Source organism: Halomonas sp. ISL-56, from assembly GCF_018612805.1.
Taxonomy (GTDB): Bacteria; Pseudomonadota; Gammaproteobacteria; order Pseudomonadales; family Halomonadaceae; genus Vreelandella.
On record NZ_JAGGRO010000016.1, the window covers coordinates 1 to 19,362 of the forward strand.

At 50.9% G+C, this 19,362-nt stretch carries 21 protein-coding genes; 9 read left to right on the forward strand and 12 right to left on the reverse strand.

Features of this window, described 5'->3' with window-relative positions; translation table 11 throughout:
* Nucleotides 1-34 precede the first annotated feature (34 nt).
* The 4 genes from J7J49_RS13630 to J7J49_RS13645 all read left to right on the forward strand — a co-directional run bounded on the left by J7J49_RS13630 (nt 35) and on the right by J7J49_RS13645 (nt 5,088).
* Nucleotides 35-1,516 (forward strand): ATP-binding protein, encoded by a 1,482-nt coding sequence (locus tag J7J49_RS13630; RefSeq protein ID WP_215093320.1) that lies wholly within the window; start codon nt 35-37, stop codon nt 1,514-1,516.
* Between the two features lie 179 nt (nt 1,517-1,695).
* A complete protein-coding gene (locus J7J49_RS13635; protein WP_215093322.1) occupies nt 1,696-2,400 on the forward strand; it encodes a hypothetical protein in 705 nt (234 codons plus the stop codon).
* 985 nt (nt 2,401-3,385) lie between these two features.
* Nucleotides 3,386-4,495, forward strand: coding sequence for a hypothetical protein (locus J7J49_RS13640; RefSeq protein WP_215093324.1), 1,110 nt, complete (start codon nt 3,386-3,388; stop codon nt 4,493-4,495).
* A 104-nt stretch (nt 4,496-4,599) separates the two neighbouring features.
* Nucleotides 4,600-5,088 carry a CreA family protein gene (locus J7J49_RS13645; protein ID WP_215093326.1) on the forward strand — a complete coding sequence of 163 codons (489 nt, stop codon included), beginning with the start codon at nt 4,600-4,602 and terminating at the stop codon, nt 5,086-5,088.
* Between the two features lie 15 nt (nt 5,089-5,103).
* Here J7J49_RS13645 and J7J49_RS13650 read toward each other — a convergent pair whose 3' ends face one another.
* From J7J49_RS13650 to J7J49_RS13660, 3 genes are all read right to left on the reverse strand, one after another.
* Nucleotides 5,104-5,676, reverse strand: coding sequence for a CAP domain-containing protein (locus J7J49_RS13650; RefSeq protein ID WP_215093328.1), 573 nt, complete (start codon nt 5,674-5,676; stop codon nt 5,104-5,106).
* On the reverse strand, nt 5,657-6,145 hold the full coding sequence (locus J7J49_RS13655; protein ID WP_215093330.1) for a pyridoxamine 5'-phosphate oxidase family protein: 489 nt from the start codon (nt 6,143-6,145) through the stop codon (nt 5,657-5,659). The genes J7J49_RS13650 and J7J49_RS13655 overlap by 20 nt, the downstream gene beginning before the upstream one ends.
* A gap of 142 nt (nt 6,146-6,287) precedes the next feature.
* The gene (locus J7J49_RS13660; RefSeq protein ID WP_215093332.1) at nt 6,288-6,677 is read right to left on the reverse strand and encodes a lysozyme inhibitor LprI family protein; all 390 of its coding nucleotides are present in this window, start codon (nt 6,675-6,677) and stop codon (nt 6,288-6,290) included.
* Nucleotides 6,678-6,818: 141 nt separating this feature from the next.
* Between J7J49_RS13660 and J7J49_RS13665 the strand changes: the two genes are divergently transcribed.
* Nucleotides 6,819-7,079: a putative hemolysin gene (locus tag J7J49_RS13665; RefSeq protein ID WP_064236433.1), complete on the forward strand. Its 261-nt coding sequence runs from the start codon at nt 6,819-6,821 to the stop codon at nt 7,077-7,079.
* A gap of 37 nt (nt 7,080-7,116) precedes the next feature.
* Here J7J49_RS13665 and J7J49_RS13670 read toward each other — a convergent pair whose 3' ends face one another.
* The 8 genes from J7J49_RS13670 to J7J49_RS13705 all read right to left on the reverse strand — a co-directional run bounded on the left by J7J49_RS13670 (nt 7,117) and on the right by J7J49_RS13705 (nt 13,970).
* Nucleotides 7,117-7,434 (reverse strand): hypothetical protein, encoded by a 318-nt coding sequence (locus J7J49_RS13670; protein WP_215093334.1) that lies wholly within the window; start codon nt 7,432-7,434, stop codon nt 7,117-7,119.
* Between the two features lie 111 nt (nt 7,435-7,545).
* Nucleotides 7,546-7,833 carry an amphi-Trp domain-containing protein gene (locus tag J7J49_RS13675; protein WP_215093337.1) on the reverse strand — a complete coding sequence of 96 codons (288 nt, stop codon included), beginning with the start codon at nt 7,831-7,833 and terminating at the stop codon, nt 7,546-7,548.
* On the reverse strand, nt 7,834-9,165 hold the full coding sequence (locus tag J7J49_RS13680) for a metallophosphoesterase (protein ID WP_251048310.1): 1,332 nt from the start codon (nt 9,163-9,165) through the stop codon (nt 7,834-7,836).
* Nucleotides 9,166-9,192: 27 nt separating this feature from the next.
* On the reverse strand, nt 9,193-9,903 hold the full coding sequence (locus J7J49_RS13685) for a histidine phosphatase family protein (RefSeq protein WP_215093341.1): 711 nt from the start codon (nt 9,901-9,903) through the stop codon (nt 9,193-9,195).
* Nucleotides 9,903-11,012 (reverse strand): HprK-related kinase B, encoded by a 1,110-nt coding sequence (locus tag J7J49_RS13690; protein ID WP_215093343.1) that lies wholly within the window; start codon nt 11,010-11,012, stop codon nt 9,903-9,905. Before J7J49_RS13690 ends, J7J49_RS13685 begins: the two co-directional genes overlap by 1 nt.
* Nucleotides 11,009-11,935, reverse strand: coding sequence for a GAK system ATP-grasp enzyme (locus J7J49_RS13695; RefSeq protein WP_215093345.1), 927 nt, complete (start codon nt 11,933-11,935; stop codon nt 11,009-11,011). The genes J7J49_RS13690 and J7J49_RS13695 overlap by 4 nt, the downstream gene beginning before the upstream one ends.
* Nucleotides 11,928-13,454, reverse strand: a complete 1,527-nt coding sequence (locus tag J7J49_RS22810; protein ID WP_215093347.1) for an aminoglycoside phosphotransferase family protein — start codon at nt 13,452-13,454, stop codon at nt 11,928-11,930. The genes J7J49_RS13695 and J7J49_RS22810 overlap by 8 nt, the downstream gene beginning before the upstream one ends.
* Nucleotides 13,455-13,715: 261 nt before the next feature.
* The gene (locus tag J7J49_RS13705) at nt 13,716-13,970 is read right to left on the reverse strand and encodes a transposase (protein WP_215093349.1); all 255 of its coding nucleotides are present in this window, start codon (nt 13,968-13,970) and stop codon (nt 13,716-13,718) included.
* Here J7J49_RS13705 and J7J49_RS22545 point away from each other — a divergent pair.
* The 4 genes from J7J49_RS22545 (at nt 13,917) to J7J49_RS13725 (ending at nt 18,441) form a co-directional block, all read left to right on the forward strand.
* Entirely contained in the window at nt 13,917-15,053 is a 1,137-nt protein-coding gene (locus J7J49_RS22545; RefSeq protein WP_251048311.1) for an RNA-guided endonuclease InsQ/TnpB family protein, read from the forward strand. The two genes, J7J49_RS13705 and J7J49_RS22545, sit on opposite strands and share 54 nt — an antisense overlap.
* A gap of 10 nt (nt 15,054-15,063) precedes the next feature.
* Complete coding sequence (locus J7J49_RS13715) at nt 15,064-16,320, forward strand: GAK system CofD-like protein (protein WP_215093351.1); 1,257 nt, start codon at nt 15,064-15,066, stop codon at nt 16,318-16,320.
* A 34-nt stretch (nt 16,321-16,354) separates the two neighbouring features.
* On the forward strand, nt 16,355-17,335 hold the full coding sequence (locus J7J49_RS13720; RefSeq protein WP_215093353.1) for a GlxA family transcriptional regulator: 981 nt from the start codon (nt 16,355-16,357) through the stop codon (nt 17,333-17,335).
* 107 nt (nt 17,336-17,442) lie between these two features.
* Nucleotides 17,443-18,441: an ABC transporter substrate-binding protein gene (locus J7J49_RS13725; protein WP_251048312.1), complete on the forward strand. Its 999-nt coding sequence runs from the start codon at nt 17,443-17,445 to the stop codon at nt 18,439-18,441.
* Between the two features lie 91 nt (nt 18,442-18,532).
* Here the strand turns inward: J7J49_RS13725 and J7J49_RS13730 are convergent, their stop codons facing one another.
* On the reverse strand, nt 18,533-19,351 hold the full coding sequence (locus tag J7J49_RS13730) for an alpha/beta hydrolase (RefSeq protein ID WP_215093355.1): 819 nt from the start codon (nt 19,349-19,351) through the stop codon (nt 18,533-18,535).
* Nucleotides 19,352-19,362 lie beyond the last annotated feature (11 nt).

The window sequence follows — 19,362 nt, forward strand, 5'->3', positions numbered from 1 at the left end:
CACTTAGTTATTGAGCGCGCGAGGTGTGAAATATATGCCTATGATTAGAGATAAAGCCTCTTTGTTAAGTGAGCCAATGGTCGGAAGTATTTATGGGGCGGATATAAGCTCAAGTTTTTCTATTGGATCTATGCTTAAAGAAAATGTGCCAATTAATTTGCCGTGGTCAAGGTTGTTTAATAGTCATCTTGGGATATTTGGAAACACCGGGAGTGGTAAATCAAACACGTTAGCAAAGTTATATACTACTTTATTTAAAGAGAAGCACGTTTTTTTGAAGAATAAAAGCCAGTTTGTGATTATGGATTTTAATGGAGAATACACAGATGATCAGATTATAAAAGGGACGGAAAAAAGAGTAACCAAGCTTAATCAAAGAAGTGAAGGAGATAGATTTATGATTGAATCTTCTCACTTCTGGGATGCCGAGACGCTTAGTTTGCTATTTCAAGCAACTAATAACACGCAACAGCCTTTTATTAGAAGAGTGCTTAATGGGAGAGAACGTTATAAAAATGTACCTGGATCATTAAGAAATTATGTGATTAAAACTTTTGAGAAAGCGTTTAGCTCTGGTGAGCCGAAGCCTGATGCTTTAGAGTTAAGTCGAGAAATTGCAAAAATCATTAAATGTGAGCCATTACAAAATCTTTTAAAAGGCATGGTTTATAATTACCAGCATAAATACTTTAGAGATTCATCTTGGAGATATTATAATTCAAATGGAGACGGGTTTGATGCCTACATGAAGCCAATTATTAATTGTATCGATGTAGATGTGTTAGATGAATTTAGTGAGCTAATATTAAGGTTCTATTTGCAGTTATGTTCAGATGTTGTTTTAGGATATGCCCAGTATGAGCATATCCAGCCAGTGCTTTCAAGAGCAAAATCATCGATTTCTGGACTACGTAATGTTCTTAAAGTTGTAGAGGTTTCACCTCCTCCAGTACTTTTAGATGTAATTTCGTTCAAGAAATGTAAAAGTGATATTAAAAAAATACTACCACTGCTAATTGCTAAAAATTATTATGCTAATCATAAAGATTCTGAGAGCTTAGGAAGTCCACCCACGCGTACACTCCATATAATTATTGATGAGGCGCACAATATTCTTTCTGAACAATCTACTCGAGAACATGAGATCTGGAAAGATTATCGGCTTGAGTTGTTTGAGGAAATAATTAAAGAAGGAAGAAAATATGGTGTATTTTTAACGCTCGCCAGCCAGCGCCCAGCTGACATATCACCTACTATTATCTCTCAAATACACAATTTTTTTATTCATCGGCTGGTCAATGAAAGAGACCTTAATTTAATTGATAATACAATTAGCACCTTGGATTTGTCTTCAAAATCTCTCATACCGACGTTAGCGAAAGGTTGTTGTGTTGTGACTGGAACGGCTTTTGAATTACCGATGATACTAAAGGTTGATCCCCTCCTTAAAGAGCATCGCCCAAGCAGTGATGATGTTGATCTTGAAAAGCTGTGGGCACATCATCCATTGCTTTGAGAGGAAGTTATGACTCAACGAAATTTAATTTTAATGAATTCTCATGAATTAATTTTGATTGGTTTTTTTATGGTAATGGGTGTTGTTATTAATTGCGGCTGGGTTGCATATATGAAGCGTAATAGTGGATTTTTAATGTCATGCTTTTTTATTGATAGAAAGACATGGGATGACGCGAAATGAATGACATCTTGCAAGTAATCGGCTCTTTTGCATCAATACTTGGTGTCCCTTTAGCTGTTTATCTCTATTTAAAGAGTCAGGTTCAAAAGTATGCCCAAGTTAGGAGAGAAATTGTCAAGAGGCTATCTCATCAAATTGGCGAAGGGAGGACTGTGGGGTTGTTTGAGCTAAACGCTGTTATTGATTCACTTGTAAGAGAAAACAGGTTAAGAAAAGAATCTATTACTGGTAATTCAATAATAGAAGATTTAATAGCTGAAACGGTATCATCTCCTCTCCTAGATAGTGGTCGAAAGGAACAGCTTATATCGGAGTTGTCAAAGGTACATTCAATTGGAAAGATTTTTTATACTATACAAAGTGATGATTCTACCTTTGAAAAATTTATAGCGTATCTAAAAGCTGAAAATGGGGATACGGAAGAAGTAGAAAGGGTGCATAATAAAATATTAAGTGTCTCAAGGAGGACGCGTGAATCAACAAAAACACCAGAAATGTTTGCAGTGATCTCTGCAATAATCTCATTAACATTTGCCTTCCTGGCTTCTACAGCTTCACTCACAGATTTAACTGGAAATTTTCGTAACTTGTCTGATTTTTTAGGGAATGATATTTTTATTAACGTCTCGTTGGGAGTTGGTGCATCATTATTGGGTGTTGTAGTTGTTGCGTTAATTGCGAAACTTTCGGCTAAAAAATAAGATAAGCCGAGTCGTTATGAAGTCGTGGGGGTATATGGATACTGAGGATGTTAAGTTGAAATTTTGAAAACGTGATTGAATTCTCAATTTGTTTGAGCAGCGCTAGAGTTTAAAGTGTGATTGATAATATAAAGTAAGAAAAATACATTAGTGAAGAGTAGACTATTGATTTCCTGGGCTAAATTTAAGCGGTGATTACTGCCAGGAGCGATGCCAAGAGAAAGGTTTCTCGGAATGAGGTTATTGCTTTAGGTGTAAAAATTTTGGTGAAACGAACGTGCCTGACGGCAAGCGACTTACATATCCCATAGCCGAAAATACCCATTGAAGAAGGATTTTTGGACCACTATTGGGGATGGAGATCACTTCCGAGGCAGTAGTGAGCGCTACTGCATGCCTTGCTGTTTTACTTTTCAAGGTGTTGTGTAGCCTAATTGTTACAACACACCGATATCGTCTCTATGGCCCTGTAAGGGTGGATATTAATTATTGGTATACAGGCTGGTATACTTAACTGGATGGCTTATGGATAAATTGTTTAAAATTCAGTAAGTTATTTTCTATCTATCGCTCCTGCCAGGGCCATAAATAACAATAAGTTAGTGGTTTATCTGGTTTCGCTTGTTTTTGTTTTCGTTCCCCCCTATTTCAGCGCTAGATTTAGCACTACTTATTAAGCCATTTCTGGTTAAGCATTTACATTTCTGAGTATGGCCTTCCTCCATGAATACCGAAACCGCATTACTTGGCTTGATAATATGCTTTGCCTTGATTTGAAAGGGTTTTCCCCCTATATATGACGGTATACTCGAATGAATGGCAGTTGCGCGCCTAGTGAGGATCTCACCGAGTACTATGGGCTGGGAAGCCTAGCAGGCTTAATTTTCAACTCTGGGCCTTGGTCGCAGCTATAGTGATCAACTTAATTCGCTAATGCCCGCCAGATGAGGCGTTGCCATCTTTTCTTTTGATAATAGGAGTGGACGTGGTAATCCAAGTCGACCGGCTACCCATTAGCTACCCCATTCTGAGCGTTTTAGACTCGCCTGATTCGGCTAGTGCCGCGACAAACGGCAGAATACGCATAGCCGGCTGGGCCTACTGGGAAGGCAAAGATATAGACATCGTTGTCGACACAGGGGCCAATATTTTTACCACCGCCCTCCATCTCAGCCGCAAGGACGTCGCCCAGCATTTGCAGAAACGAGGACTGCCAGTTTCCCAGGATGCGCTTTTAGGGTTCAAATTCGATTTCATGTTTACCGAAAAGCTCCGCATAGGCTTTAAGTGTAACGAAACCATAGCCTGGAGATATGAGATAAGGGAAACGGTGCGTGATCCATTTAGGCCCTATGACTCGCTAGAGCAGTTACTAGACGGCGACGAAGGCGTTTATGGTAACTATTACTTCCACAATTCCAAAGATTGGTCGAAGCTTCTTGTGCTGTTTAATGGTGCTGTAACCCGCGATAAACTAAGACGGGATAGTGCTGTCTTTCAGAGGTGGTCCTGGGCGGACAAATTTAAACACCCCGTCGTGGTCATCGCCGACCCTCTGACTACTGGGGACGATTCTCTTACTTTAGGCTGGTATTTAGGGAAGAGTCAGTCTAGTGATTTGCCTCACCTCCTTAACCCATTGTTAGAGCTGGTTGACCGTAAGCACCCTGGTTGTACAAAAATCGGCGTTGGGTCTTCTGGGGGTGGGTTTGCAGCGCTCAGCGGCGTGCTGTTGGGTCTCTTGAATGACGCCATCGTCATCAACCCCCAGACCGATGTTTTAAAATTCTACAGCCGTAAACATGTTGACGCGTTTTTATCCGTCAGAACAACTGAGCAGATTGACTCAAACCTTATGGCGCTAGGGTGGGATCAGTTGAAAGAGAGTAGCAAAGTGACATTCTTGCAGAACAGCTTTGATACCCATCACTATACCGAGCATTATCAGCCCTTCCTTAAGCATGTCGAGTCCAGCAGGAAGGGCCGACATTTCGATTTTATCGAATACCAGGACGAAGAGGCAGGACATAGTCCCCCAAGCTTGGGGAGGTTAGCCAGGCTCATAGAAGACAAGATCACCTCGCTGCTTAAGTGAGCATCCTCGACCCCCCGGTTTGAGAACCTAACCTCAGCTTTCATCTTGTTCTATCCGATAATTTTAGCCCCTCACGCGGCTGACTATTGCCAAGGAAGTTACCCATGTTGTTATCTAAACGCGTTGCACTTATGTCGCTCATCGCTATGTTTACGCTGATGCCACCCACGCTATTCGCCCAGGATGCCCATATTGGCAGCGTGCGAACGGAGTTCAAGCTGCTGGGCCCTAACAACACCATTGAAGTGGAGCGCTTCGATGACCCGAAGGTTGAGGGCATCTCCTGTTATCTTTCTTACTCACAGATTGGCGGGATTTCCGGTGCGGTGGGGCTGGCTGAGGAGGCCAGTGAGGCGAGTGTGGCGTGTCGGCAGACAGGGGAGATTGTCTTCGACCCCGCAGAAGTAGAGGAGCAAGAGGTGATTTTTAGTCAACGCCGCTCGGCGCTGTTCAAGAATATGCGCGTCGTGCGCATGCATGACGCCGAAACACAGACCTTTGTGTACCTGACCTACAGCACCAAGCTGGTGGACGGCTCGCCTAAAAATGCGATTACGGCTGTCCACTACGGTGAGTTAGGAGGCGGGCAATAATTGACTTGTGGGCGCCTAGCGAGGATGGCCGAGTGTTTGTGTCCAGTAGGACGAATAGCGCGACTCTGAATCCTCGGCTTTCGCCATGCCCATCTCGGTAAAGGCGTCATTCATGATGTTTTGGCAGTGGCCGGGGCTGTCTAGCCAGCCTTCCACCACGGCGGAAACAGAAGTGAGGCCAGCGGCGATATTCTCTCCTACGGCTTGCCACACGTAATCCTGATTGCCCACCCGTTGCTCGATACCTGCGCCATCCGGGTCGGTATGGCTAAAGTAGTCGTTCTCGGCCATGTCCTGGGAGTGGCTCTTGGCCGCTGCTTCAAGCTTGCAGCTCCATGTTAACGGCTCTGCGGCCTCAAACTGCTGGTCACCGCATTGTCGCGCCTGGCTACGCGCCTCGTTGATTTTAGACAGCATTGCCTGCTGCTGATCGTTGAGTTCGCATTCACCCTGACGGCTAGCATCATCATCCTGGGACTGGCTATTGGCCCATGCGCTGCCTGACGCCAGGAGCGTGACGAGCATTAGACTGGAAAGCGCCCCGGCAGCGGGGCGCTTGAGAAGGAAGTTACCCACCGAACTTTTCATTCTCACCAAGGTTCGGGGTGGCATCCTTTTTGAGGTTGGCTTTGGCGATTTCGTAAAGCTGGAACGTCTTGCTCTCTTTGGCTTTCCAGTGTTCGCCCATCTCTACTTTAATTTCCAGCAGGGCAACGTCTGGGTCGTCCTTGCCTTCCGGGAACCAGGCGGCGATGAAGGGGTTCCAGTATTTCTCGATCAATTCGCGGTTATCGGTCAGGTTGGCTTTACCCGATAGCGAGACGTAGACACCATCTTCCTGGTCGGAGAAGCTAAGGCACACATCGTGGTCGCTTTGGGTTTCAAACACTTTTTCGGCACTGCGGCGGGTGAAAAACCACAGGGTGCCGTCGTACTCTTCCTGTACTAGATGCATCGGACGAGCCCGGGGCACGTCGTGATCTAGGGTTACCAGCATGCCGACTTTAATATCTTTGATCATCTTCCAGATCTTCTGCTTATGCTCTGGGCTAGACATAATTTCACTTTCCTTATGAAATGGGTTTTCTATATGAACACAACCATCTTTATGTATATGGCCTGTACAAGGTTAGCTGCCATTCTCGATAACAGCAAACCGAGCCTCCCGCATGTCTCTCGGCAGATGCAGGCTCTTATTCTTAGGGTTGCATGAGTGCTTCGAGCTCATCTGCGCGATTGGTCGTTTCGGTTAGTACGCAAGAGTTGGCACTGATCCGCGCCAAGGTGCCACCTTCTGGGTTGGCATAAAAATCACAGTTAGCCTCCTTATACGCAATCCAAGCTCGCTGGGCGGTTAGCAGTTGCTCTTTACGACTATCACTCAACTGGCTGCGAAGTTGCTGGTAGTTGTCGTTGAGCCGCTTATCTTCGCGTTCAAACTCTTCCGTAATGCATGCCACAATGTCCACGGTGCTGACCGCGCTTTCCAAACAGGCATTATTTGACTGCCGGGCTTCTTCACCATAAACGACAGCACTCGCCAGTAGGGGCGTGCTGAACAGGCAGAGCGGAAGTAGGAGGTGTTTCATTAGGCATTTTCTCTATTTCGGTGCTGACACTGAGCCGACACTGGGTCATTGGGATTGGTAACTTCGTCATTGTTCTACGAATATGAAGGGTAGTCGATGAATGGCTAGGTCAACAGGCCCTAGGGACGAAGGAAGATCACAATGTCGGTATGTATTGGTAACCTATATCGCTACTTAGCAATTCCAGCTGTACTGGTGCTTGCCGGCTGTGCCAGCGGCAGGGGAGGCCCGGATTCAGCCAATCAGATGACGCAATATGCCGCTGAATATTGTAGAAGCCTCGGCGGGGAGAATGTAATTCGCGAAAGCAGCCTGGGCACGGGTCGCTACTGCCGCTTGCCGGATGGCCGGGTTGAAAATGAGTGGAAGCTATACCGCACTGAGCGCCTCGATAATGACTAGCTGGCGCTTTTTATCGCATCCTTGGCGGTCATTGTGATTAACTGTTTTTGGCGGCATGACGTTTTTTAAACCCAATTAGAAACGCTAGCAGCCCGCACGCCAGTGCTGGCAGCAGCACATCAAGCGCTGAGTCTAACGTCCACCCACGCCAGACGCCTTCAAACATACCGACCGGTAGCGTTTCACCCCACTCCCAGCCACGTTGGATGCCTAGCCTGTATTCGTGCTGAGCGATCTCGCGGCCAAGCAGTATCGCCACCGGTATAGCGCCCGCCACGCGAGCAGAAACAAACGGTAATAATGAGAGCTGAATTACCAAAGCGATAATGACGTGCTCTAAATGGGTAATGTCCATTTCCACGCTCCCATAGTCTTTCTCCCATAGCCTTTATTTCGTGAGCCTAAAGGGCTCTGGCGCGAACATGGGCATCATACACCCACTTTCATGTGGGTAGGGCTCGGGGCGTCAGCGCTTAACGTTTACCCGTTTTGTTTTAATTTTGGGAGGCGTGTCGGAAAGCGCTTTCTCTTTGGTGCGCCATTTAATTTTTACTTCTACCTCTTGTTTATCGCCTTCATCGCTGGCGCGCAGGGAGACTTGCAGCAGCTTCTGGGGCGAAAGCACCAGCTCACCGTCGCTTTCCTGGAATGCTAGCTCGCCTTTATTGATGGCATTTGCCAGGGTAGTCAATAACTCTTGGGTTGACTGACGATCCAGCAGAGAGTCGTGACTGAATTTGGTTTTTGACTTCATTTAGCGGGCTCCCACCAGTTTTCCTTTGCGGCCGGGTTTGAACACTTTTGCCTTGGGGTAATCACAGCTAAGGCCGATCACGCCGCGGTTTTTGTCGATTAACGTCACCCCCACACCGTAGCCATCGAGCCCCTCATTTTTACGTGAGTGAGCGTCCAGGGTGATATCGGCTTCGATATGGATAAGCCCGTTTTTGAGCGTTAATCGCTGGCCAAAGTGTTGATTGATATGCCCATGAACCAGTACCTGAATGCCTGCCTGCCGGGCAACGTAAGCACCGCGCGGCGTAAGGGGAAGATCGGCTTTACGGTATTTGGTTCTAAAGGTATTGGCCAGAGAGCCATAATAGAAACTGAACAGGTTTTGGTGCATTAGGTTTTTTTTGAAAGCCCGGTTGGCATATTTCACGCCGTACTTGGCCAGCAGTTCGGCCATGTGGTCATCGAGCCCGGCATGCAGAAACAAAAAAGAACCGCGCTTTTTGACCAGCCGCATACGGCGGAAAAACCAGCTGAACTCCCCCGACTTTTTAAGAAATAGCGAACGGCATTTCATCGCAGCGGCGTAGACTTGGGACAGCGACAGGCCGTTTTTCGCACAGTGCGCCTCAAAGTTCTGCGCCTTGGACGTCATCTTGCTAATTTCACGCTCTATACCCTCGGGGGTGAGAAACCCTGCGGCATAGAAGGGAAAGTTCTCGAACCAGTCGTTGCCTGGGAACAGCGCCTGTCGACACGCCTCTTCGGACGGTAATCCTTTGTCCCACTGAGTATCGGCCAGGTATTGATCGAATACCTCTTTGAACAGCGGTATCACCTTCTTGCCCATACGTACAAAGAGGTGTTGGCTACCGGCGTCAGTGTTGTGTTCCAAGGACAGCAGCCCCATCAGCAGGCGGAGATCATGGTTACCGGCCAGCAGAGTGACATCTGCTTTAAGACGGTATAAGTGGGCCAGGCTGCGCAGCATCATCAGATTGCTGGGCCCTTTGTCCAGGCAGTCTCCGCCCACCACGATTTCGGCTTTTTTGCCAAATTTAGTCAGTGAATACTCACATAAATGGGAGCCGTCACGCTCAATGACCCCAGCGGCAATCAGCGAGGCTTCAAATGCCTCAGCATCCGCATGGGGGTCGGAGATGAACACCACTGGCTTTTTGGGCCAGGCGAAGCCCTTTTTCTGTGAGCGCTTAACAAAGGTGCTTAACGCCTCATCGTGATTGACCGAAGTCGCGTCATCGGGCCAGGGCGCCCACTCTGTCGGAAGGCGCGTCAAGATGGCGTTGTGATACGGTTGTTTGCTTACCTTTGGAATAATATTGCACGCGGTCATAGAAGCCATCTTATTCATCGCTATCGTTTAATCGAGAGGGCCTGCTGGCTGGCGCTGTTTCCAGTTTCCGTACAGTCGGCGCCAGCCTTGGTTATGCCGCTCGAAAACGACCGGATGACCATGAAACATACTTAACCGTTTAATATCGCTGAAGGGTATGACATTTAAATGATAGCTTGCGTGGCGAATGGAGGCGCCGTGGCCCACCACCAGCTGTATTTGATGAAGCTGATTAAGTTGCTTAGCCGTCTCAAGTCGCGGCTGCGGCTCTAAAAGGGCTTGTAAATGGGCAGCGACCCGTTCGCCTGCTTCTAACAAGGATTCCGCGCCATCGAAGGGCAGTTTGAAATCGCTGGCTGATTTCCAGCCTTTAGGCAAGGGCTCAAGGCGAGGATCGAGGGCAACGATGCGCTCTATTTCCTGAACGCTAAGATTGGCCAGCGCCCCAACGCTGCGCTCACAAAGGGCCGAGAAGCTACGCAGGCAGGGTGGTTGTATAAAAAACGTGGCGAGCTCTTCGCGGTAGATGTCGGCCGTCTGCCACGCTCTTAACAGCGTCGAGCAGTGTATCTCCGCATTGAGCTGATAGCCTGACGTGGCAAGCCATTCGCCAAAGCGCCGCGCCTGCTCTCGAACGTCTTTTGTGCCTTTTTCCGTTAGAGGATAGGGCTGCAGGGCGCTGGGGGTATCCGCCAGTTGTGAATACTCACCGTGCCGAATCAGCGCCAGTGCCACCATTAGAGAATGCCTTTGGCTTGGAGTAGCGCAATCGCACGCTCAAAGTCGATGGCGCCAGTAAGGCACAGTACTTTAACGCCCTCTAGATGTTCGGCATAAACCTCGGCAGATTGGGCTTGTTCGGCGGGAAAGCTGCCATCTGCGTGCTGAAAAAACGGCCCTGGGCTTTTGCGTAAACCTTCTAGCGCCTGAGGCGTTTTAGCGATATCCACGCCGCTTAAATCGGTGGGTGCCGACGAGTCTAATGCCCAGTCCAGCAGTATCAGCTGTTTGAGCCTGCCCGATAGGGCGGTTTTATCCTCGCCGTAGGTGTTGGGAATCAGCACATCGTACTTCTGCTCAATATCCCATAGCTGGCTTTTGGGCATGCCGATAAATCGGGGGCGCTCATCAGCGGGCAGTATGTTGATTAATCGCTCAGAATTAATCAGCGTGCCCGGGTTAACGCGGGGATGTTTGGCGACACCGAGAACGCTTACCTGGCCGTTTTCGGGCTTAAACAGAATCCGGTCATTGGAGAGAAAGCGCGCTTTTGCAGCTTCCAGCGCCTTCAGCATCAGGGTGGATTTACCGCCACCGGAACTGGCAGCAATGGCAGTGACATTGCCATCAATATCAAAGGCCGAGGCGTGGCCGAGCAGGTAATCATCGCGCTGATGGTGATTGAGAAACTGGTTGTTAATAAAGTTGATGACTTGTGAAGGGTGCTGGTTTAACTCACCAATCGCGACCGGCTCCGTTAATGACTGGTACAGCAACATCCCCGTGCGTACTTTATGAATCCAGCGCCCTTTAGGCGTATCCACGTAGGCTTCTTTCAGCCCCAGAGCGCTGGTTTTGGCCCGCTTTACCGCTGTCCACTCGCGGCCGCTAATATCCGCTTGCTGATCCAACAGCCATACCGGTAGCTCTGGCTGGTCAATGGTATGGACTTCTTTCGGGAGCAAACCAGACGCCGTTAAACCAGCATAGTAAACCTCAAGATGGTCAAGAATGGCCGGGTGGTCAGTCAGTACGCGCAGTGTTAAGCCATTGAACGTCAGCGGTAGCGCGTAGGTGCAGGCGGCCTTGGCCTGGATGATTTGTTCATCTTCAAAAAGCTTGATCATTCACCGGCCTCTGCTGTTTCTGTCTCTGCGGTCTCTGCCTCAAATTGGCTAAGCACATAATCACACAGCTTCTCAGCGGCATCGATACCACAGCCTTTTTGCGCGCCGCTAAATCCGCCGAAGGCGGAGACTTCAAAGACCACCGGGCCTTCATCGGCCAATGCAATGTCCACAGTGGTAAAGCTTAGATCAAAGCATGACTGGGCTTTTCGGCCAAGCTCAATCAGCTCTGGGCTCGCATCAAAGGCTTGATATTTGCCCCCGCTGTGTATCGTTGTATTCCACGACTTGTCATCGCCGACACGGGCATAGGTGCACAGGTACTCGCCACCTAGAAACACCATGCCTAGATCCTGACCGCCCAGGTTGACGAACTTCTGAAGGTAAAAAAGGCCATGCTTAGCCTTAAATTTATTCAGTATTTGGGTATTGGCTTTAACACCATCTGACGCTTTTAACACTACCATGCCGCGGGCTTTGGTCGAGTAGAGCGGTTTTAAGATCGCCTTTCCGAATGCCTGGATCGCCTCCAGTGCCGCACCAGTGCTCTCGGTTACTCGCGTCGCGGGCAGTGGGACGCCGCCTGATGCCAGAGCGGCGGTGCCCTCAAGACGATTAATTAGGCGCCCCACCTGGCTTGGCGAGCTGAAACAGCGCACCCCGTCCGCTTCAAGGGTTTTGAGCATGCGCAGTCGGTCGTCGGCGGCAGGGGAGTAGGTTTCGCTTATTTTTTTGATGATCACGCCGTCAAGCGTGTTGAGCAGGGTGTCACGATAACGCAACTCGCCGGTTTCAAGTTCCAGCACTACGTCAGCCATATCGATAACGCAGCGGTAACCGGTGCGCTGTTCCAAATGATTCGCCAAGACCTCGGTTGACCATTTGCCAGGTATCCCGATGACCGCAATCCGCTTATTAATCACTAAAAATGTCCTCTAGGGGAAGCCTGTACTTCTCAATTTTTTCAGGGTTTAGAAGCGTTATAGCTTCTAGCAGGTAGCTCGCTCTAAGGGCGAGTCGGTTGGCAAAAGGTTTGTCATAAATAAAGCGCGTGGATGTCGCAAAAGAGCGCCCTAATGCGATGGCTAACCGGGCATCAAAGCTTGCATCGTTATTCTCCTTGGCGAACCGGCGAGCAAACAGATAGAGCTGCCTGATCAATGCCATTAACTCGGCTCTAGGGCCATCATCCATGATGGGCAGGCGATAAATCGACGCCATTAGTACGGATAGATCCTGAACATAGTCAGAATAGGAGGCGCGGTGCAGGTCGATAAAGTAAATGCGATTTTTAAGCTCGTCGTAGATGAGATTGTCGACGTTAAAATCGCCGTGGATCAGCACGGAAAATGGTGCCCTGAGCTGGCGCTCAAGGGGCTCAACGCGATCAATCAATTCATCAAAACTGGGGCGGGGCAGTCCACAAATTGTCTGATGTTCATTAAACAGCGTTGGGTGCGTGTGGCGGGTTTCCGGCATGCGTTTACGCAACTGCTGCATATACTCGGGCTGAGCAGGTTCGTTGGTACGTGACGTCTTCCAGATTTTTCTCAACGTTCGCTGGAGTGTACGGGTAAGTTGCTTGGCTGATCTCCACTGGCCGTTTAACAGCAGTGATTCAAGCGTACGGCCGGGGAGGTGTTCGATCACCATCGAACCCAGCTCATCCCCCTGCTCGACATGATGCGAGAGCACCGTGGGAGCCACCTTGGGGTAGACCCGCTTCCATTGATCAACCCCGTAAAGTTCTTCGATTACTTTCTGACTTTCACCCTCTTTATAGACTGCCATCATTTTGCCAGAGGCGGTGTGCTCGGCTTTCAGTGTGGCGATGGTGCTGCCGCTGCGCGTAAGCGCCAGCCGCTCAACGGTAAAGTCGTCACTCTGGGCGGTCATCGCGTGAGCGGCGTTTTGCAACTGCTTGTAGTTTTGCAATCGTACGGCGGGGCCAAAGTTGGCGGCGAGTAGAGCGTCGGCAAGCTCCGAAAGCAGATGAATCATGCGGCGAAGCTGAAAATCCACCACGGCGCTGTTACGTATGCCTGAAGTGCCAGGCTCAAAAGCAGCGGTTAAGCGGGCGGTTATTTTGGGTATTCGGCGGCCTACTTTCAGGCCTTGGCGAGTGTTTGCATCATCGATATTAATCATCACCAGCTTCAATGATTTACCTATCGACCGAATCAACTTTGTGTACTCTTTTCGCGATTTATCGGGCAGCTGTTTTAGGGCCTTGATGGCGGTGAATTCAAGGCAGCCTTGGCCGAGCTGGTCAAGCAATCGGGCTAAGCGTTCAAGGGATTTGGATTGTTGAAAACCCTGCCCATCGACTTTGCGTCTCTGCACGTCCATGGCAACGGCAAGCTCAACTTTCTCCAACAGCGTGCTTCTATAGCCTTTGCGATTGATCAGGCGTTGAGCAAGAGATTCACTTGGCTGAGTCACATAAACTTCAACTAGCTCGAAGTGATTTTCAACTTCGAATCGTAGAAAATAGAAATGCTCCAAAATCGACGTATTGATACGCTGCCTCACCGGGATAGAGTGCGCTTAACTTACTTGGCCCCACTTGCTTGGCCACACTGTTTTAGTGTCATCATTATAAATAACCGTGTTGTCATTTACGTTACACGTTTCTTACCAATGTTTCGTGGAATGCCCCGTACTTTGAGTGCGGGGATGGATAGCGAGGGCCGCGCAGCGGCCCTAGTGCGGTCTTGCTTGCTGTTCAATGTATTGGCGAACGATGGAGATCGGTGCGCCGCCGACGCTTCCGGTAAAATAGCTCAGGCTCCATAGGGCGTTTTCGAAATCGGCGCAGACGTTGCGGAAAATCCCTTCCAACGATTCAAGGTGCTCGGCGCGGAAGACTCTGCATCTATACTTGGTCACAAAGACCAAGTGAGCATGAAGCATGAATACGCAATGACTTCCGGTTCTGTATGGATGATTTTTGTTCATAGGCCAAATACAATCGGGATCATGAAGCAAACCAAGACCCTCAAGGTTCGAGTGAAGGACAAGCATGTCGCCCAGCTCAATCGTATGGCGCGTAGCGTGAATTTCGTTTGGAACTACCTCAACGAGCTGAGTTCCCGGTCGATCCGTGAGCGTGGCGTCTTTCTGTCTGCCTACGATATGGATCGCTATACCAAGGGGGCCAGCAAGGATCTCGACCTGCATTCGCAGACGCTCCAAGAGGTCTCTCGAGAGTATGCAACACGCCGCCAACAGTTCAGTAAGTCACGGCTTGCCTGGCGGAAGTCCCGAGGTATCCGGCGTTCTCTCGGCTGGGTTCCTTTCAAGACCGGGGCGGCCAAATGGAAGAACGGGCAAGTCTTCCACAATGGCACCTACTTCAAGGTCTGGGACAGCTATGGATTGAGCCAGTACAGGTTCCGCTCCGGCAGCTTCAACGAGGATGCCCGAGGCCGCTGGTACTTCAATGTAGTGGTCGAAGTAGAGGTTCAGCCTTCCGCTGGACAGGGTGCCGTCGGCATCGACTTGGGGCTAAAGGAAGTGGCCACTTGTAGCGACGGTGAGAAGCTGGAGAACGGCCGGTTCTACCGCGACTTGGAAGCCAAGCTGGCCACCGCTCAGCGCGCCCGCAACAAGCATCGGGTGAAGGCCATCCACGCCAAAATCAAGAATCGGCGCAAGGATGCACTGCACAAGTTCACTCGTCGGCTGGTTGATCAGCATGACGAAATTTATGTGGGTGACGTAAGCCCACTGAAACTCGCGAAGACCCGTATGGCCAAGTCAGTGCTGGACGCCGGCTGGGGCCAACTGAAGACGATGCTGGAATACAAGTGCGAACACGCAGGTATCGTCTTCGAAGAGGTTCGTGAGGCGTACACCAGCCGCACCTGTTCGTCCTGTGGCTCGCTCAGCGGGCCACAAGGCGTAAACGGACTGCGAGTAAGAGACTGGAAGTGCGTGGAGTGTGGTGCGCTCCATGACCGGGACGTGAATGCCGCCCAGAATATCCTCAGTCTCGCGGCGGGGCATCGCCGTCCAGAAGTGGAAATTTTCGTTCTTTAAGGCGGAGAGGATGTCAAAGTTCAAAGAGTTGTATGAAAAAAGACGTTTTACCTGTAGCCGGCTGTGTCTGCCCCGTGCGCTTGATAGGGGCTGGGATCTACGCCTAGCCAGATACCAAAAAGCCCCCGAGCTAGGGCCGAAAATACTCTTCTTCAGTGGCGGTACGGCACTGAAAGGCTTTTCAGAAGTATTGACGGACTACACGCACAACTCCATTCATCTGGTTACCCCCTTTGATTCTGGGGGCAGCTCGGCAGAGTTGCGTCGGGCTTTTGCGATGCCTGCCGTGGGTGACCTAAGAGCACGCCTGCTTTCCCTGGCTGATGATTCAGTCACCGGGCACCCTGAGGTGGCTGCGCTTTTTTCACATCGGCTAGCGGTTCAGGGGTTGGAAGACGCGGCGGCAAAGGAAGTACTTGAGCAAAGCCTGCAGGCGCTTGTCAGTGCTAAACACCCGCTACTCAAGGCGATTGCTGAGCCCATGCGGTCGCTGATCCAGAGCTATATCGCCGCGTTCTACAAGCACATGCCCAAGGATTTTAACCTTGCTGGTGCCAGTGTCGGGAACCTCATCTTAACCGGTGGCTATCTGATTCATGATCGCTCTCTGGATCCGATCGCCTTTCTCTTTGGCCAACTGATCAAGACCCGCGGCACCGTTCGGACAACGACCGATGCCAACCTTCAACTGGAGGTATTGTTAGAAAGCGGTCGAACGATTATTGGCCAGCACTGCTTTACCGGCAAAGAGACAGCTGAAATTGATTCGCCTATCAAAGCGATAAAATTATCAGGCGAGGCGGATGATATCGATACCTTGGATGCCTCCAAGGTCTGCAAAGAGACCCGTAAGCTCATTGACTCGGCAGAGCTGTTGGTATTCCCGCCGGGCAGTTTTTATAGCAGTGTCATTGCCAATTTGCTGCCCAAGGGGGTTGATAAGGCATTGGCTAAAAACCCGTCACCCAAGGTCTATGTACCCAGCCTGGGCACTGATCTTGAAACCCTTGGCATGACGTTGGTGGATCAGGTTCAAGTGCTCAACGCGCATTTGTCTGGCACACTCGAGCCTCTATCCGCTAAGCGGTCTTCAATCGATTTTTTACTGTTTGATTCGCAGTTGCTGAGTGTTTCGGCTGATCAGATTGAGACGATAAGCGATGAAATGGGTATTCAAATTATTGATCTAGATCTTGCGCCGGAGAACGCTGACACCCACCGTTATGATGACGTTAAGCTGGCTGAGGCACTGCTTGGGTTGACCTGACGCCGACATACTTTAAATGACATTGGGCATTGCTATGCGTCTTAGTTACCAGGGCCCGCTGCCTGAAATGGTGGGATTTTTATTACTGCCGCAGTTCTCGATGATGGCGTTCTTTGCGGCGGTGGAGCCGCTGCGGATTGCCAACCGCATTGCCCATCGCCCGCTATTCGACTGGACGTTGATAAGTGCTGACGGCGGGCCGGTGACGGCGTCTAACGGCATGACTCTGATGGCCGATCAAGCAACGGCTGAGGTGCACCATCTGCCTTCGCTGGCGGTATGCAGCGGTTTTACTCCCGAGGCGCATCTTACCCGGCCGTTAATGGCCTGGCTTCATCAGTTGGATCAGGCGGGCTGCTGCTTGGGCGGCATTGATACCGGGGCGTTTCTGCTCGCGGCCACCGGTTTGTTAAAGCACGAGCGGGTGGCGCTGCACTGGGAGAGCCTGCCTGCCTTTCGAGAGCGTTTTCCGGGCATTGATACCACCGATGAGCTGTACGAGTTGGGCGAGCGGCGTTTCTCCTGCGCGGGAGGGGCGGCGGCGATGGATATGGCGTTGGAAGTGATTGCCCGGCGGCATGGCGCAAAGTTGGCCATCGATGTTTCCGAGCAACTTATCCATGACCGGATCCGCACTCGCAGCGATCAGCAGCGCATGGCGTTAGTAAAGCGCTTGGGCACGCATAACCGGCGCGTTGTGGAGGCGGTTGCACTCATGGAGCAGAACCTTGAAGAGCCGCTCGCCCTTGACGAGATAGCCCGCCGTGTAGAGGTGTCGGTGCGCCAGTTGCAGCGTTTGTTTGAGCAAGAGCTAAACGTGACTCCGCGTCAATGGTACTTGCAGCTGCGCGTTAAGCGTGCCCGGCGGCTACTGGCTGAGACCGACTTGGCGGTGCTGGCGGTGGGCGTGGCCTGTGGATTTAGTTCGTCGTCTAGCTTTGCGCGGACATTTCGCGCGCATTACGGTTACTCGCCCCGGCATGTGCGTTCTGCCATCGCGGAAAAAGACCTTTAAAGCGCAACAAGTGTCGCTTAATGCCTGATAAGTGTCGCCTGGTGTCTAGTAGTGGGAGGGCAGCCGCGCATACTAGCTAAACCCAACTAATAAAGAGGTTTAACTAAATGTCGGTCACTGCTATTTCTACCACTACCAGCTCTGCCATCACCAGCTCTGTCACCACTAACTCTGCCACCACCAAGACGTTGTCGTTGACCGCGGGCTTTTTACTCGCTGCGTTTGCTGCCACACCCGCCATGGCAGAGCTTGATGAACTGCGCTTTGGGGTGCCGCCGTGGCCTGGGGTGACGGTAAAGTCTGAAGTGGCGGCCCAGCTACTTGAGGCCATGGGGTACGAGACCCGCCAGCAAGATTTAGCCGTGAGCGTGATCCTCGAAGGTTTATCGCGTAACGACCTGGAAGTCTATTTAGGCGGCTGGTATCCCGTTCAGACCGATATGGTCGAACCCTTGGTGGCTGACGGAAAAGTAGAAAAAGTGGTTTCCAATATCCGCGGCGCCAATTCCGGGCTAGTGGTTCCCCAGTATGTTCACGATGCAGGCGTCACCACGGTCGCTGAGCTGGCAGAACATCACGACCGCTTCGATGGTGAAATCCAGGGCATTGAAGCGGGCACCGGTATTAACGATGCGATTCTCAATGCCATCGATAACGACCTTGCGGGGCTGGGCGATTGGCAGCTCCGCGAAAGCTCTACATCGGCCATGCTGGCCCAGGCTGAGCAAAAAATGGCTGATGAAGAGTGGGTGACCTTTGTCGGCTGGGAGCCTCACTGGATGAACGTGAGCTTCGACCTGGCCTATTTAGCCGATAGCGATGACGCGGGCGTGGCCTCCATTGAAAGCACGGTATGGACGATTACGCCTGCCAGCCTGGTGGACGAAGCACCTGACGTTCACCGCTTCCTGTCGCAGTACGTGATCGATATCGAAGATCAAAACGATTGGGTGCATGAGTACAGCTACGAAGAGCGCCCGGCGGATGAAGTGGCTAATGAGTGGATTGGCAATAACTTAGATACCGTTGCCGAGTGGCTGGACGGTGTTGAAACCCGTGATGGCGAACCCGCCATTGAGCAGGTGCGGGCCCAATTCGGTTCTTAATAGTTAAGCTCGGCTCTTAAAAGTTACTAGTACGGCTTTTAATCGCGCGGCTAATAAAGACTAAGCAGCGATAACGCCAAACAGCGCCTTATTAATTAAGGCGCTGTTGTAGTTTTTGGCAAAAGTCCTGCCAAGCCGCACTCATATCGGGTAGCAGCGAGCGGGCGTGAAGGGCGGCATGCACCATGTTCGGGGCGCAGCGATAGCCTACCGAGGCGCCTTCCTCGCGCCAATTGGCTATTGCGGCTTCGATGGGTAGTGTCAGTGGGTCTCTCTCAACGGTCAGCATTTCAATGCTTGTGGCAGGCGGGCGGCGATCCCGCTGAGTAGCAATGATGTCAGGACACTGTTGGCGAATGCTGAGCACGTCGTCGCGTGAAAGCAGCGGTGCATCTTCTCCCAAGCAATCAAGGGAAAGCTCGCCGACCGGCGGGTAGATCAAGCCTAGTGGCGGGGCTTCATTGCGCTGATGGGCAAGGTCGATAGCTAGTCGACCGCCAGCGCTGTCACCCACCAGCGCCACAGGTTGAACCGCTTCTAGTACCGCTTGGCAGTCTGCCAACATGGTGGGGTAATCCACCTCCGGTGCCAGCCGATAGTTAACGCTTACTACTTCACGCTCTAATGCTTGCGCCAGGCTGGCGGCGGGGCCATGGTGGCTCTCTGTTGAGCCGATGGTAAAACCGCCGCCATGGATAAACAGCACGCAGCCGGGTGTTTGCTGCTGGGGAGTAAAACGGCGCACGCTAACACCATCCACAACGCTATTTTCGATCCGCATTCCCGCCGGGTTAGGTGGGGCGAACGTGCGGCAAAGCTTGTCGTAGGCGCGCCGCGCCTGTGGCAATGGCAGATCCTCCATCACGGCCAGCCCGGCGCTAAAGCGCTGGATAAAGGCGTCTACGTTCATCTTTGTTGTGA

What these genes read in the sequence shown, in the direction of transcription:
- J7J49_RS13705 (WP_215093349.1), bottom strand. Translation starts at nt 13,970, where the DNA reads ATGAACAAAAATCATCCATACAGAACCGGAAGTCATTGCGTATTCATG.
- J7J49_RS13645 (WP_215093326.1), top strand. Translation starts at nt 4,600, where the DNA reads ATGTTGTTATCTAAACGCGTTGCACTTATGTCGCTCATCGCTATGTTT.
- J7J49_RS13680 (WP_251048310.1), bottom strand. Translation starts at nt 9,165, where the DNA reads ATGACCGCGTGCAATATTATTCCAAAGGTAAGCAAACAACCGTATCAC.
- J7J49_RS13655 (WP_215093330.1), bottom strand. Translation starts at nt 6,145, where the DNA reads ATGTCTAGCCCAGAGCATAAGCAGAAGATCTGGAAGATGATCAAAGAT.
- J7J49_RS13715 (WP_215093351.1), top strand. Translation starts at nt 15,064, where the DNA reads ATGTCAAAGTTCAAAGAGTTGTATGAAAAAAGACGTTTTACCTGTAGC.
- J7J49_RS13635 (WP_215093322.1), top strand. Translation starts at nt 1,696, where the DNA reads ATGAATGACATCTTGCAAGTAATCGGCTCTTTTGCATCAATACTTGGT.
- J7J49_RS13660 (WP_215093332.1), bottom strand. Translation starts at nt 6,677, where the DNA reads ATGAAACACCTCCTACTTCCGCTCTGCCTGTTCAGCACGCCCCTACTG.
- J7J49_RS13730 (WP_215093355.1), bottom strand. Translation starts at nt 19,351, where the DNA reads ATGAACGTAGACGCCTTTATCCAGCGCTTTAGCGCCGGGCTGGCCGTG.
- J7J49_RS13690 (WP_215093343.1), bottom strand. Translation starts at nt 11,012, where the DNA reads ATGATCAAGCTTTTTGAAGATGAACAAATCATCCAGGCCAAGGCCGCC.
- J7J49_RS13650 (WP_215093328.1), bottom strand. Translation starts at nt 5,676, where the DNA reads ATGAAAAGTTCGGTGGGTAACTTCCTTCTCAAGCGCCCCGCTGCCGGG.
- J7J49_RS13670 (WP_215093334.1), bottom strand. Translation starts at nt 7,434, where the DNA reads ATGGACATTACCCATTTAGAGCACGTCATTATCGCTTTGGTAATTCAG.
- J7J49_RS13720 (WP_215093353.1), top strand. Translation starts at nt 16,355, where the DNA reads ATGCGTCTTAGTTACCAGGGCCCGCTGCCTGAAATGGTGGGATTTTTA.
- J7J49_RS13685 (WP_215093341.1), bottom strand. Translation starts at nt 9,903, where the DNA reads ATGGTGGCACTGGCGCTGATTCGGCACGGTGAGTATTCACAACTGGCG.
- J7J49_RS13675 (WP_215093337.1), bottom strand. Translation starts at nt 7,833, where the DNA reads ATGAAGTCAAAAACCAAATTCAGTCACGACTCTCTGCTGGATCGTCAG.
- J7J49_RS22545 (WP_251048311.1), top strand. Translation starts at nt 13,917, where the DNA reads ATGAAGCATGAATACGCAATGACTTCCGGTTCTGTATGGATGATTTTT.
- J7J49_RS13630 (WP_215093320.1), top strand. Translation starts at nt 35, where the DNA reads ATGCCTATGATTAGAGATAAAGCCTCTTTGTTAAGTGAGCCAATGGTC.
- J7J49_RS13725 (WP_251048312.1), top strand. Translation starts at nt 17,443, where the DNA reads ATGTCGGTCACTGCTATTTCTACCACTACCAGCTCTGCCATCACCAGC.
- J7J49_RS13665 (WP_064236433.1), top strand. Translation starts at nt 6,819, where the DNA reads ATGTCGGTATGTATTGGTAACCTATATCGCTACTTAGCAATTCCAGCT.